This is a genomic window from Fictibacillus sp. NRS-1165, assembly GCF_050468105.1.
Taxonomy (GTDB): Bacteria; Bacillota; Bacilli; order Bacillales; family Fictibacillaceae; genus Fictibacillus_C; species Fictibacillus_C terrinigri.
In genome coordinates, this window is sequence record NZ_JBDPNU010000060.1 from 23,080 (window position 1) to 37,752 (window position 14,673).

11 protein-coding genes and 1 other RNA gene are annotated in these 14,673 nt (G+C 45.1%); all 12 read left to right on the forward strand.

Going from position 1 to position 14,673, the window contains the following annotated elements; all coding sequences use genetic code 11:
- Nucleotides 1-109 precede the first annotated feature (109 nt).
- The gene (locus ABHN01_RS21970) at nucleotides 110-796 is read left to right on the forward strand and encodes a carbonate dehydratase (RefSeq protein WP_429877298.1); all 687 of its coding nucleotides are present in this window, start codon (nucleotides 110-112) and stop codon (nucleotides 794-796) included.
- A 179-nt stretch (nucleotides 797-975) separates the two neighbouring features.
- Nucleotides 976-3,282: a DEAD/DEAH box helicase gene (locus tag ABHN01_RS21975; protein WP_429877299.1), complete on the forward strand. Its 2,307-nt coding sequence runs from the start codon at nucleotides 976-978 to the stop codon at nucleotides 3,280-3,282.
- Nucleotides 3,251-4,510: a ribonuclease H-like domain-containing protein gene (locus tag ABHN01_RS21980; RefSeq protein WP_429877300.1), complete on the forward strand. Its 1,260-nt coding sequence runs from the start codon at nucleotides 3,251-3,253 to the stop codon at nucleotides 4,508-4,510. Before ABHN01_RS21975 ends, ABHN01_RS21980 begins: the two co-directional genes overlap by 32 nt.
- A gap of 376 nt (nucleotides 4,511-4,886) precedes the next feature.
- Nucleotides 4,887-5,459 carry a DUF1273 domain-containing protein gene (locus tag ABHN01_RS21985; protein ID WP_429877301.1) on the forward strand — a complete coding sequence of 191 codons (573 nt, stop codon included), beginning with the start codon at nucleotides 4,887-4,889 and terminating at the stop codon, nucleotides 5,457-5,459.
- 151 nt (nucleotides 5,460-5,610) lie between these two features.
- Nucleotides 5,611-5,919, forward strand: a complete 309-nt coding sequence (gene gpsB / locus ABHN01_RS21990; protein ID WP_290400613.1) for a cell division regulator GpsB — start codon at nucleotides 5,611-5,613, stop codon at nucleotides 5,917-5,919.
- Nucleotides 5,920-5,998: 79 nt separating this feature from the next.
- Nucleotides 5,999-6,388, forward strand: an RNA gene (gene rnpB / locus ABHN01_RS21995) — RNase P RNA component class B.
- 110 nt (nucleotides 6,389-6,498) lie between these two features.
- Nucleotides 6,499-7,635, forward strand: a complete 1,137-nt coding sequence (locus ABHN01_RS22000; RefSeq protein WP_429877302.1) for a THUMP domain-containing class I SAM-dependent RNA methyltransferase — start codon at nucleotides 6,499-6,501, stop codon at nucleotides 7,633-7,635.
- Nucleotides 7,636-7,733: 98 nt separating this feature from the next.
- Nucleotides 7,734-7,928 carry a hypothetical protein gene (locus tag ABHN01_RS22005; protein WP_429877303.1) on the forward strand — a complete coding sequence of 65 codons (195 nt, stop codon included), beginning with the start codon at nucleotides 7,734-7,736 and terminating at the stop codon, nucleotides 7,926-7,928.
- 102 nt (nucleotides 7,929-8,030) lie between these two features.
- Nucleotides 8,031-9,548 carry a carboxypeptidase M32 gene (locus ABHN01_RS22010; RefSeq protein ID WP_429877304.1) on the forward strand — a complete coding sequence of 506 codons (1,518 nt, stop codon included), beginning with the start codon at nucleotides 8,031-8,033 and terminating at the stop codon, nucleotides 9,546-9,548.
- Nucleotides 9,549-9,655: 107 nt separating this feature from the next.
- Complete coding sequence (locus ABHN01_RS22015) at nucleotides 9,656-10,072, forward strand: CoA-binding protein (protein WP_429877305.1); 417 nt, start codon at nucleotides 9,656-9,658, stop codon at nucleotides 10,070-10,072.
- A gap of 177 nt (nucleotides 10,073-10,249) precedes the next feature.
- A complete protein-coding gene (gene parE / locus ABHN01_RS22020) occupies nucleotides 10,250-12,226 on the forward strand; it encodes a DNA topoisomerase IV subunit B (RefSeq protein ID WP_290400608.1) in 1,977 nt (658 codons plus the stop codon).
- A gap of 3 nt (nucleotides 12,227-12,229) precedes the next feature.
- A complete protein-coding gene (gene parC / locus ABHN01_RS22025; protein WP_429877306.1) occupies nucleotides 12,230-14,668 on the forward strand; it encodes a DNA topoisomerase IV subunit A in 2,439 nt (812 codons plus the stop codon).
- Nucleotides 14,669-14,673: the final 5 nt, after the last annotated feature.

Here is a 14,673-nt window from a genome sequence, read left to right on the forward strand (position 1 = left end):
GGTTTCTCCTTTTTAAAGTGACTGACTGTATTTTTATAAAATGGCCATGTTGCGGATATCCCCATCTTGCATAATTTGAATGGATAAAGTGAACAAAGGGGTGATCTGTTTGAAAAGCAATGATGAATCAGCAGGTAATTGTTTTAAACCATTTATCAGTCCTAATCCCATTACTTCCTTTAATCCGGTTCAAAGTTTCCCGAGGATTGACAAAACATCATTCCTCAGTCCTTTCTCAAGTGTGATTGGGGATGTAGCCATAAGAAATAATGTGTATGTCGCACCGAATGTCAGTATACGTGCGGATGAAGGAACCCCATTTTATATAGGGTCCAATACAATTCTTCAGGATGGAGTTATTTTACATGGTTTATTAAATAAACGGATTTCTGTAGGTGGAAAGGGATATTCCATCTTCATCAGCAAGGAAGTCACCATAGCTCAGGGAGCTCTTGTCCATGGTCCTTGTTATATAGGTAAGAAGGTGTTTGTTGGATTTAAAGCCATTGTATATAACGCAATCGTACAAAGCGGAGTATTTATTTCCAATAATGCGGTGGTGACCAATGGTGTTCATATTGCTATGAATAGGTTCGTTCCTCCCGGGGCTTATATTGATTCTCAAAAAAAAGCGGATGCCCTTTCTAGAGTACCTTCTGACAGCAAAGAATTTGCTAGAGAAGTGCAGCGAGTCAATCAGGAATTCCCAGCTTCTTATAATTTATTATTCGGTGAAAGCCGCTGCTCCTGTGGAGTTGCATATGACAGCCGCAGTAAAGAGGAGCAGAATGATTAAAAGCAGCTGATGGCCTTTTTTCGACGAGGACCAAAGTGGAACAGCAAGCCCGCGGGTATGCTGTTTTTTCTTTTTTTGGTGCCAGGCACCGCGGTTTTTCGTACATCAACCCCTTTCACGCGAGATATTTGTTTTCTTACGAACGTTTATTCGATAAAATAGGGGGTGAGGTGACGGATATGGAAACGAAAAAAACGATGCAGGAACTGCTTGCATTATTAAGAACGGAACCTTCCATCAACGAACAGATAGTTCACTGGAAAACGATTGAAGAAAAAGATGCGGTGACAGGGCCGATCCCTGAAACGCTTCATCCACATATAAAACAAGCTCTGCAGGACAGGGGGGTATCTTCTCTCTACTCCCATCAGCTGTCCGCGTTTCAGACAGCTCAACACAGCCATAGCTTTGTCGCAGTCACACCGACGGCATCAGGGAAAACCCTATGCTACAACTTGCCGGTCCTTCAGGAAATCGCTCACAACCCGGACAGCAGGGCACTATATTTATTTCCGACCAAAGCGCTCGCACAGGACCAAAAAGCAGAAATCAATGAGTTTATTGATGCGATTGGTCTCGATATCAAGAGCTATACGTATGATGGCGACACACCGGCAAACATCCGGCAGGTCGTACGAAAAGCCGGAAATGTTGTTATGACGAATCCAGATATGCTGCATTCAGCGATTCTGCCTCATCATACGAAATGGGTGTCCCTGTTCGAGAACCTGAAATACATCGTCATCGACGAGCTCCATACATATAGAGGGGTGTTCGGCAGCCATGTTGCAAATGTCATCCGCCGTTTAAAGAGAATCTGTTCCTTTTATGGAAGCCAGCCGATCTTCATCTGTACATCTGCGACCATCGCGAATCCGAAAGAGCTTGCGGAAAAGCTGACGGGAAGCGCTATGGAACTCATTAACAACAACGGCGCTCCGAGCGGGAAGAAGCACTTTATCTTCTATAACCCTCCAATCGTGAATAAGCCATTAAACGTGAGAAAATCAGCGACTCTTGAGGCGAGAGACCTTGCCAGCCAGTTTCTCAAAAACAAGATACAGACCATTGTGTTTGCAAGAAGCCGTGTAAGAGTTGAAATCCTGCTGACATATCTGCAGGAACTGGCCAAAAAGGAATTCGGCATGAAATCCATTCAAGGGTACAGGGGGGGCTATCTTCCAACTCAGCGGAGAGCCATTGAGAAGGGCTTGCGAAATGGAGAGATCATGGGTGTAGTGAGTACGAATGCCCTTGAGCTTGGTGTCGATATCGGACAGCTCCACGCTTGTATTTTAACAGGGTATCCTGGTTCGATTGCTAGTGCGTGGCAGCAAGCGGGGAGAGCGGGACGCCGTCAGGACGAATCAGTCGTGATCATGGTTGCAAGCTCCAGTCCGATGGATCAATATATCATCCAGCAGCCGGAATACTTTTTTGACCGTTCTCCTGAATCTGCACGGATCAATCCGGATAACTTGATCATCCTTGTCGATCACGTCAAATGTGCGGCGTATGAGCTTCCTTTTCAAGAGGGGGATTCATTCGGCGGAGTAGAGCTTGAAGAGATTCTTGAATTTCTGACAGACGAACAGGTTCTTCATCACCAGGGAAAACGATATTTCTGGATGAACGACTCATTCCCTGCACATAACATCTCATTGCGGTCCGCATCACAGGAAAATGTGGTAATCGTTGACCAAAGTGATGTGGCAAATGTCAAAATCATTGGGGAAATGGACCGTTTCAGCTCGATGACCCTTTTGCATGAGGAAGCGATTTATCTTCATCAGGGCATACAGTATCAGGTCGAAAAACTGGATTATGAAGAGAAGAAGGCCTTCGTTCGGGAAGTAGATGTGGACTATTTTACCGATGCCAATCTTGCCGTTTCTTTAAAGGTGCTTGAAATTGACAAAAATACGAAGATGAAAGATCAGGAACGGGCGTATGGGGAAGTAACGGTAAATGCGATGGCTACCATTTTCAAGAAGATCAAATTTGAAACGCACGAGAACGTAGGGTCAGGGCCAATTCATCTCCCTGAAGAAGAGCTTCACACGTCGGCTACCTGGCTTGAATTTGAAAGAGAACAGCTTCACAATGTAAGTGAGAGCTCCATTGAACAGGGGCTGATCGGGGTGGCGAACGTGTTTCGTCATGTGGCACCGCTTTTTGTCATGTGTGACCCCAGTGATTTGCATGTCGTTCCACAGATCAAAGCAGTCCATTCCGGCAAGCCGGCGATTTTCCTTTATGATCGCTATCCAGGCGGCATCGGATTGAGTGAGAATGTGTATAAAATATGGGATACGGTCATTCATGAAGCCTATCATGTAATTCAATCATGTCCTTGTGAAGCTGGGTGCCCTTCTTGCACAGGGACGATGCTGGAAGGTGAGAATGCGAAGGTTCTTGCATTAAAGCTGCTGGATGCAGTCAGGAGAGATGAACATGTCGATGCAATCCAAACTGAATCGCTTTAAAAAGCATCTCGTCACCGAGAAAAACAAGGCGGAACCTTTGGTCGAATTCACTCCGCAACGTCAGGCCATTCAGCATCATGAAGCTTGGAAAAGTCTTCAGACTGCCCCTTATTTTTATGATGAGGAGTATTGCCTCGTCAGGGAAGTCCACTATCCATTAGATCAGCGCTGGGGGAACTATTCCTTTAAAGAACTCGAGAGTGTCATGGAGGGATGGATGAAGTCTGGGGACATCCATCCTCTATCTTCTCATAACCTTTCCCCAGCAGATTTACTGTTCTTTGATACAGAAACGACAGGATTAAGCGGTGGAGCGGGTAATACGATCTTTCTGCTCGGGCACAGCCAAGTGGAAGAAGAGCAAGTTAAAGTAAAACAATATTTTCTTCCCGGACCGGGCTCCGAGATCGCGATGTACCACTATTTTCTAACACAAGTGAAGGAACTGAAGAACCTGGTCACGTACAACGGAAAATCGTTTGACTGGCCTCAAGTCAAAACGAGACATACACTGATCCGGGATTTTGTACCGTCACTGCCAGCGTTCGGCCATTTTGATCTTCTCCACGGCTCCAGGAGGCTGTGGAAACAGAGTCTTGAATCCGTGAGGCTCTCTGTCGTTGAAAAAGAGATCCTTGGTGTGGAGCGGGAGCATGATACTCCTGGTTATCTTGCACCGATGCTCTATTTTCAATACTTAAAAGAAAATGATCCGGAACTCGTAAAGGGGGTCATGATTCATAATGAGTGGGATGTTCTATCGCTGATCACCCTGTATATTCACATTTCCAAGATCCTTCAGGGTTCATCAGCCGTGACGAGTATCGAACAATATGAGTCGGCCAGGTGGTATGAATCTGCCGGGCAGTTTGGCGTCGCTCTCCAAAAATACACGGAAATGATGAATGGGGAAGGCAGTCCAAGCAAAATGGCCAAGAAGGCTGCCGCCGCTCTTTACAAAAAAATGAAGCAGGAACATCTCGCTGTTCCGCTCTGGCAGGAACTTTGTCAAAACAGCCCGATGGAAAATGATGAAGAACCTTTCGTCGAGTTGGCAAAATGGCATGAACATCAGGAAAAAGATTTTGAAAGAGCACTTTATTATGCGGAAGCCGCTTATGGGATCTGGAAGAGGAAAAAAAGGCTTTTGAAAAGGACGGAGGTTAAGGAAAATGCCGCGTTTGACAAGAGAATTCAGAGATTAAGAAAAAAATGTGAAATCACCTAAAAAAATATAAATTTTGGCCGATAAATGTATTTAATTTTGGACACTTTTTGTGTAGAATGAAAAAGGAGATTTTTCATAGGAAAATCATAATTTATTCCCCAGGCAAGCGCAAAATGTGCGCCGCTTTGACGATAGTCGCTATTAGGTTACACGTGCTGTAGAAATTTGGGGAATTGGCCATTTTCCTGTAAAAATATGCTAGTATATTAAGCGATGGAGAGATGTAACCGTGAGGCAATGGGTAGTATTTGCATTTTTTCTTGTTTTGGGTCTGACGTTTTTTATTGCAAATGAATTTAGTCATGTGACGTAAGGGAACTGATCATTTTGATTGGTTCCTTTTTTCGAAGTAATCGAAAAGCTGGGAGCGATGTTCATGGTGAAAAACTTGCTGGTTACTGGATATAAATCCCATGAACTCGGGATTTTTAGAGAGAAGGATCCGGGGGTACACTATATAAAAAAAGCCATCGAGAAGCAGCTGACGGCCCTCCTGGAAGAAGGATTGGAATGGGTGATCATCAGCGGTCAGCCCGGTGTTGAAATTTGGGCAGGAGAAGTAGCGGTTGAGATGAGAGAAGAAAGGTTCCCGGAGCTGAAACTGGCTGTGCTTACGCCGTTTTTGGATCAGGAGGCGAATTGGAACGAGGCACGGCAAGAGCAGTATCATGAACTGCTGGCACAGGCGGACTTTGTACAATCGATCTCCGATAGGCCTTATTTCAGCCCCAAGCAGCTCGCTGCCAAAAATGGGTTCCTTGTGCAGAAAACGGACGGAATGCTCATTGTATATGATGAAGATACGCCGGGAACCCCGCGTTTTTATCTTGACCCTGCTCAATTAAGGCAAGAAAAAGACCCTTCATACGAAGTAATACATATCACACCGTATGACCTTGAACTGATCTATCAGGATGAGCAGGAAGCCAACGGGGAATTTTGGGAATAAAAAGGATAAGAAATTGACTTTTTCTATTGAATTTGAAAAAATATAGGCTAGATTTAAGTTAAAAGTTATCAAGTAAAATGAAGAACGGTGTTTTGGTTTTAACCGTGCAGCGAATGCAGTAAAAAAGAAGTTAAACATTGAGGTGAGCCGGATGAATGGAGAAAAACGATTGAATCTGACTGCAAAAGAAATTCTTGAAAAAGATTTTAAACAGGGTTTTCGAGGTTATGATCAGGATGAAGTAGATAAATTCCTTGATTTAATCATCAAAGATTATGAGAACTTCCAGAAGGAATTTGACAAAGTGATTCAGGAGAACAACAGGCTCCGCAAAGAAGTTCAAAACACATCTGAACAAACAAGAAGAGTTCCTGCTTCTTCTATGAACATTAATTCCGACATTCTTCAGCGTTTGTCCAATCTCGAAAAGCACGTATTCGGAAGCAAGCTGTACGACTGATTTAGTCATTATTATCCATTTGATTTTTAAACAGCTTCCTGTTATACTGAATTTTGCTTTGACAAATTAAAAACTAATAACGTTCGGGTAATCGCGGCATCTTTTTAAGGATGTTGAGGAAAGTCCATGCTCGCACGGTCTGAGATGGCCGTAGTGTTCGTGCCTGGCGAAAAGATAAGCCAGGGTATTCCGGTTTCGACTGGATTAACGGCAGGGAACTCACCTAAGTCTTCGGATATGGTGACACTACCTTTAAAGTGCCACAGTGACGTAGTCTTTCCGGAAACGGCAAGAGTGGAACGCGGTAAACCCCACGAGCGAGAAACCCAAATTATGGTAGGGGAGTTTTCTGAGCGGAATTGAACGCGAAGAAGAACAGATGATCATTCATCTGTAGATAGATGATTACCACCGGAGTACGAGGCGGAAGCCGAATGCAGTACAATGGAACAGAACATGGCTTACAGAACGTTATTGGTGACACTTGAGAATGTGAGAGGGCCCTAGTGGCCTTTTTTCTTTTTACATAAGTTATTTTGGGTATATTAATACTGGAAAACAAACATAAGGAGATCACTTATGAATCTGACGTATATTGCAACAGCGGCCATGGGCCTGGAATCCATCGTCGCTCAGGAAGTACGGGAGCTCGGCTATGAGGATGTAAAAGTTGAAAACGGCAAGATTATTTTTAAGGGTGATGAATCTGCTCTCTGCCGCTCCAATCTTTGGCTGAGGACTGCAGACCGTGTAAAACTGCTGGTCGGTGAATTTAAAGCAGAAACTTTTGATGAACTGTTTGAAGAGACAAAAGCTTTGCCTTGGTCAGATTTTATCCCTGAAGATGGGGAATTCCCTGTTATCGGAAAATCGGTGAAGTCCAAATTATTCAGTGTATCCGACTGTCAGGCCATCGTAAAAAAAGCGGTAGTTGACCAAATGAAGAACGCTTATCAAAGAGAAACGTGGTTTCCGGAAGACGGTGCTCTTTACCGTATTGAAGTCGCTCTATTGAAAGACGTGGCTACTTTGACGATCGATACAAGCGGGACAGGCCTCCATAAACGCGGTTACCGTGCCCTCCACAGTGAAGCGCCTTTAAAAGAAACGATGGCTTCCGCTTTGATCAAATTAACGAACTGGACGCCGGACAAGCCTTTGGTCGACCCGTTCTGCGGATCGGGAACCATACCGATCGAGGCAGCGATGATCGGGCAGAATGTGGCACCGGGACTAAACCGGGAATTTGCTTCTGAAAATTGGAACTGGATCGATAAAAAAGTATGGTACGGGGCTGTAGAAGAAGCGAATGATCTCGCAAAATATGATACACCGCTTGATATACAGGGCTCTGATATTGACCATAAAATGATCGACCTTTCGATCAATAATGCTGAAGAAGCGGGTTTTGGCGATTTTATTACGTTTAAACAGATGCAGGTCAGAGACTTTACCACAAGAAAAGAGTACGGCTATGTGGTCAGCAACCCGCCTTACGGGGAACGGCTTGGTGAAAAAGAAGAAGTAAAACAGCTATATAAAGACATGGGTGAGGTCTTCCGCCCGCTCGATACTTGGTCGGTATATGTCATTACCTCCAATGAGCAATTTGAGCAGCTCTACGGCAAAGCAGCAACAAAAAAAAGAAAACTGTATAATGGGCATATTAAGACCGATTATTACCAGTACTTCGGAAAAAAACCGCCACGGAGCTAAACTAAGGATCTCCCTCCAGATGAGGGAGATCCTTTTTTTGTTCGGCAAGTAATGAGGAACGTGTGAACCGGCCATACTGTGAGCAGAGGTGAAGGACAATGGATCAAAAAACGGAATATATCCTGCAGCTGAAACATGCATATGAAACGATAAAGGCATTGAATGAACAATACGGCGAACGGTATCAACACGCTTTAGTAGAAGCGGATCATGCATTAAAACAGGCGCTGTCTTACGAATTTGGCATCAGTGGAGAACATGGAACCTGCTCTTTTCTGGACCGGCTGCATTAAGGGCATTGTTGCGGGCTTTTCTTCCTTTGAAGGAGTTTTCTGTTTTCTGCCGAATAGTGAGGTGGTATGGTTAAATTACTTAAGTTAGAGAGGAAGAACATAATGTCACAAACCTTGCAATCGGTAGAAAAGAAATTTCTTGATTATTTGAAAAAAATGGCGCATTTGAATGAAGCCATCGGATTAATGTATTGGGATCTCCGTACAGGTGCGCCTAAAAAGGGTGTCAGCCAGCGTTCCGAAGTCATCGGCACTCTGTCTGCAGACGTATTCGCCATGTCCACATCGGAAGAAATGAAAAAATACATAGAAGAACTTTCTGAACCGTCCGTTTTCGATTCACTTGCGGAAGTAACGAAAAAAACGCTGGAAGAGGTTAAAAAAGAATATGACCGCAATACAAAGATTCCGGCTGATGAATTTAAGGAATACGTGATCCTGCAGTCCAAAGCAGAAAGCATCTGGGAAGAAGCGAGAGCGAAGTCAGACTTTGCGATGTTCCAGCCCTGCTTGGAAAAGCTTGTAGAGTTCAATAAACGTTTCATTGAGTACTGGGGGTATGAAGGCAACAAGTACAACACCCTCTTAGATATGTATGAGCCGGGAGTAACAGTAGAAATCCTGGATGAAACGTTCGCTAAACTCCGGGACCGCATCGTACCTCTTCTTCAGAAGGTGACGGACGCAGGCAAGCCCGAGACGTCATTCTTGTTTGAGCCGTTCCCTAAAGAGAAACAGAAAGAGTTCAGCCTTCACGTTTTAAAAGAGATGGGTTATGATTTTGAATCCGGTCGTCTGGATGAAACGGTTCATCCGTTCGCTATCGGATTAAACCCCAGAGATGTCCGTGTGACGACCCGCTATGTGGAAAATGATTTCCGCACTGCGGTTTTTGGCACCATCCATGAGGGCGGACATGCTCTTTATGAACAAAACCTGTCAGAAGATCTTGTAGGTACGCCTCTTTGCACAGGTACCTCCATGGGTATCCATGAGTCACAGTCCCTGTTCTGGGAAAACTTTGTGGGACGCCATATAGGGTTCTGGAACCATCATTATGCTTCGCTCAAACAATGTGCTGGATGCCAGTTTGAAAGTGTAGACCTTGAAAGCTTCTATAAGGCGATCAATATTGTAGAACCTTCCTTGATCCGTATTGAGGCGGACGAGATGACATATCCCCTTCATGTGATTGTTCGGTATGAAATTGAAAAAGGCTTGTTCAATGACGAAATAGAAGTAAAAGACCTGCCACGCATATGGAATGAGAAAATGCAGGAGTACTTGGGAGTAACACCTGAGAAAGACAGCGAAGGTGTCCTTCAGGATGTTCACTGGTCAGGAGGAAGCTTTGGTTATTTCCCTTCCTATGCACTGGGTTATATCTATGCTGCCCAGCTCAAACAAGCTCTTGTGCGTGCACTTCCTGAATTTGATCAGCTTGTTGAAATAGGGAATCTTAAACCGGTTCAGGAGTGGCTCAGCAAAAATATTCACCAATATGGAAAAATGAAAAAACCGATGGAAATTCTTCAAGATGTGACAGGCGAGGGCTTAAATCCGGACTATCTGATCCAATATTTTGAAGAGAAGTATTCCTCCATCTACCAGCTGAATTAGTCGTTTAACGTGCCAGCCGGATAACGGCTGGCATTTTCAGGTGTTTGAAAATCCGATTTTAGGTCCATATATAGAGTAGTAGACGATATCTTAAGGGGGAAATCAACATGCATTTTAAAAATCCGACGGATGAAGAAATCAAAGAAATTCTTATCTCAAAAAAAAGAATCGCAGTTGTAGGGCTTTCAGACAACCCGATGAAAACATCTTACATGGTTTCCGCTGTTATGCAGGATGCCGGCTTTGAGATCATTCCGGTAAATCCGTCAGCTGATGAAGTCCTCGGAGTGAAAGCGGTAAAGACCTTGCAGGATATCGACGGGCATGTGGATATTGTGAATGTTTTCCGCAGAAGCGAGTATCTTCCTGAAGTCGCGAAGGATGCTGTTGCGATTGGAGCTGATGTTTTCTGGGCACAGCTGGGACTTGCGAACGATGAAGCATACGATTATCTTAAGGCGCATGATACGGTTTCCATCATGGACAAATGCATCAAAGTCGAGTACGCAAGGTTAGTCAGATAAGCTTGGACCACCCGCTCTCAGGGGGTGGTTTTTTGTGTAGAGTCAAAAGGTTTTTGCACGATTGAAGCAGAAAAGATAAAATAGAAAGCGGTCTACTCTTTTTTTGTTTTGTGGAATAGAAACAAATGTTCTGATATGATTAGTTATACTGCAAGTTTTTTGAAGGGAGAAAGTGTTTTGGCTAGTAAACCACAATTAGATTATAACGATGATGCCATACAGGTATTAGAAGGCCTTGAAGCGGTCAGAAAACGTCCTGGTATGTATATCGGCAGCACCGATAGCCGGGGATTGCATCATCTTGTTTATGAAATCGTAGATAATGCCGTAGATGAAGCGCTGGCGGGCCACGGCAATAATATATATGTCACGATACATAAAGACAACAGTGTAAGCGTCAGGGACGAAGGACGGGGGATGCCGACGGGTATGCACAGAATGGGCAAGCCCACACCGGAAGTTATCCTGACAGTTCTCCATGCGGGAGGTAAGTTCGGACAGGGCGGATACAAGACGTCCGGCGGACTCCATGGGGTAGGCGCATCAGTCGTCAACGCGTTGTCTGAATGGCTCGAAGTAACCATCCACAGGCACGGAACCGTTTATCAGCAGCGTTTTGAATTCGGAGGGAAGCCGGTAACAACGCTCGAGGAGATCGGTACGACCAGAAAGACCGGAACAATCATCCATTTCAAACCGGATGCCTCGATCTTCAGCACGACGAGTTATAACTATGAAACGCTGAGCGAGCGGTTAAGAGAAGCGGCATTCCTCCTAAAAGGCGTAAAGATAGAACTGACAGACAAAAGGAGCGGACAGAGCGATACGTATCAGTATGAGTCAGGCATTGAAGCCTTTGTGACTTACTTGAACGAGGATAAAGATGTACTGCATCCTGTCGTCAGCTTTGAAGGTTCACAGAATGACATCGAAGTCGACTTTGCGTTTCAGTTTAATGACGGATACGCAGAAAATGTTCTTTCATTCGTTAATAACGTCCGGACAAAGGACGGAGGCACACATGAATCAGGAGCAAGAACCGCGATTACACGGATCATGAATGATTACGCCCGCAAGGTATCTCTTTTAAAAGAGCGCGATAAAAACCTTGACGGATCCGACATCCGTGAAGGATTGACTGCCATAATCTCGGTCCGTATTCCGGAAGAAAAGCTTCAATTTGAAGGCCAAACGAAAAGCAAGCTGGGCAGCAGTGATGCACGATCAAGCGTCGACAGCGTCGTTTCAGGCAATCTCTCGTACTTCCTGGAGGAAAACCCTCAGATCAGTGAAATGCTGATAAGGAAGGCCATAAAAGCCGCCCAGGCGCGCGAAGCGGCACGCAAGGCGAGGGAGGATGCGCGAAACGGCAAGAAGAACAAACGAAAAGACACGATGCTGAGTGGAAAATTAACCCCGGCAACTTCAAAGAACCCCGCCAAGAACGAATTGTATCTCGTAGAGGGTGATTCTGCTGGCGGTTCGGCCAAACAGGGGCGCGACCGGCGTTTTCAGGCGATCCTGCCGCTCAGGGGTAAGGTGATAAATACGGAAAAAGCGAAGCTTGCAGACATCTTCAAGAATGAAGAGATCAATACGATCATCCATGCTCTGGGAGCAGGAGTAGGTTCTGATTTTGCGGTTGCAGACCTTAACTACGAAAAAGTGATCATCATGACTGATGCGGATACGGATGGCGCCCACATTCAAGTTCTGCTGCTGACGTTCTTTTACCGATATATGAAACCGCTGATCGAGAACGGAAAAGTCTATATCGCTCTTCCGCCGCTCTATAAAGTCAGCAAAGGCAGCGGAAAGAAAGAAATTATCGAATACGCTTGGGATGATGATGAACTGAAAACGGCAATGAAAAAAGTCGGCAAAGGTTACGTGATCCAGCGCTATAAAGGTCTGGGAGAGATGAATGCCGACCAGCTGTGGGAAACAACGATGGATCCTGAGACACGAACCTTGATCCGTGTGAAAATTGATGATGCTGCTCGAGCGGAAAAGAGGGTTTCCGTCCTGATGGGAGATAAAGTAGAGCCCCGCAGAAAATGGATCGAAGAGCATGTTGAGTTTGGGTTAAACGAGGATACGAACATTCTGGATAATGAAAATTTATCAGATCAGCAGTATTCCGAGGAGGTTTAGATTTTGTCATTATTAGAACGATTTATGGATCTGCCGCTCGAGGAGGTCATCGGAGACCGCTTTGGGAGGTATAGTAAATACATTATTCAGGACCGTGCACTGCCTGACGCAAGGGACGGATTGAAGCCGGTTCAACGCCGAATTCTGTATGCAATGTTTCAGGAAGGAAACACCTCGGATAAACCGTACCGAAAATCGGCAAAGACCGTCGGTAACGTAATCGGTAACTACCATCCGCATGGTGATTCCTCGGTTTATGAAGCAATGGTGCGGATGAGCCAGGACTGGAAAGTAAGAAATGTCCTTATTCAGATGCACGGCAATAACGGCAGTGTTGATGGGGACCCGGCAGCTGCGATGCGTTATACCGAGGCAAGGCTTGCTTCCATTGCTTCTGAATTGCTGCGTGATATTGAAAAGAATACCGTGGAGTTTGCGCCAAACTTTGATGATACGATTGATGAACCCGTTGTTCTGCCAGCGAGGTATCCGAATCTTCTAGTGAACGGTTCTACAGGCATCTCCGCGGGTTATGCAACAGATATTCCTCCGCATCACCTTGGAGAAGTCATTGATGCGGTCACGATGCAGATCGTGGATCCTGATGTAAGCCTTGATGATTTGATGACAGTGATGAAAGGACCTGATTTTCCTACAGGTGGGATTGTTCAAGGTAAAGAAGGTATTCGAAAAGCGTTTGAAACAGGAAAGGGACGCGTGATCGTACGTGCAAAGACTCAGATTGAAGATCTAAAGGTCGGAAGGCAGCAGATCGTCATTACCGAGATCCCGTATGAGGTAAACAAAGCCAACCTGGTCAAGCGAATTGATGAGCTTCGTCTGGATAGGAAGGTCGAGGGAATTTCCGAGGTCAGGGATGAGACCGACCGTACGGGTTTGCGCATTGTCATTGAACTGAAAAAGGATGGCCATGCTGAAGGAGTATTGGCCTACTTGTTCAAGAACACAGATCTTCAAATTTCATTCAACTACAACATGGTCGCTATTCACAATAAAACGCCAAAGTTAATGGGACTTAAGCAGATCATCTCGGCTTATATCGAGCATCAGAAAGAAGTTGTCACGAAGCGTTCGCAATATGATTTGAACAAAGCGAAAGAACGGCAGCACGTGGTGGAAGGGCTCACTAAAGCGATCTCGATCCTTGATGAAGTCATTGCGATCATCCGAGGTTCGAAAGACAAACGCAATGCCAAAGACAATCTGATCCAGCAGTATTCATTCACAGAAGCACAAGCGGAGGCAATCGTTACCTTGCAGCTATACAGGCTGACGAATACAGACGTAACGACTCTTGAAAACGAAGCTTCTGAGCTTGAAAAGAAAATTTCCCATTTATCGGGCATCCTGAACAGTGAGGCTAAGCTCTTCAATGTCATCAAGAAAGAATTGGCCGAGATCAAAAAGAAATACAGTGATGAACGGCGAACGAAAATTGAAGATGAAATTGAAGAAATTAAGATCAATATGGAAGTTATGATCCCATCAGAGGACGTAATGGTTACAGTTACGAAGGATGGATATTCCAAGCGTTCCTCCATTCGTTCTTATTCTGCTTCGAACGGTGAAGCGCCTGGTATGAAGGAGTCAGACCGGCTGCTCATGGCTTCTCAGCTGAACACAACGGATACCATCCTGATTTTCACGAGCAAAGGGAACTACATCTTCATGCCGGTGTACGAACTTCCAGAAGCCCGCTGGAAGGATTCGGGCCAGCACTTGGCGAGTTTGGTAGGATTGGACCGGGACGAAGAACTGATTAAAGTGATACCTGTGAAAGAATTTCAAGAGAATCAATTCCTCCTCTTCTTCACGAAGCAGGGGATGGTAAAGAAAACCGAATTAATGCAGTATAAAGCACAGCGGTATAACAAGATGCTCATGGCTCTTAAACTTAAAGGTGACGATGAAGTTGTCGATGTTCACCTGACGAATGGCGGTGGGGATGTATTCATTGCTACTCACTACGGATATGGCCTCTGGTTCAGCGAGGAAGAAATCAACGTGGTCGGACAGCGAGCTGCAGGAGTGAAAGGGATCAACCTGAAAGACGGGGATTATGTAGTAAGCGGAAAAGCACTGCATGACAAAGAGGCCAGCCAGCTCGTCTTAATCACCCATCGAGGTTCCGTAAAGAAGATGAAGATTACTGAGTTTGACAAATCCTCAAGAGCGAAGCGGGGGCTAGTGATGCTTAGGGAACTGAAGAGCAATCCTCACCGGATTATTGATCTGGAGCTGGCAAGCACCGGTGTAACTTATGAAGTGAAGACAAAGAACAACAGTATCGTACTTGTTGATCCAGCAAAGCTGAAAAATGCAGATAGGTATAATAACGGTTCGTATGTGGTAGATATCAGTGATACTGGAGAAGTGACGGAAGTTTGGGAACACATCCGCACGGAAGAAAACAAGGAGTAGCACTG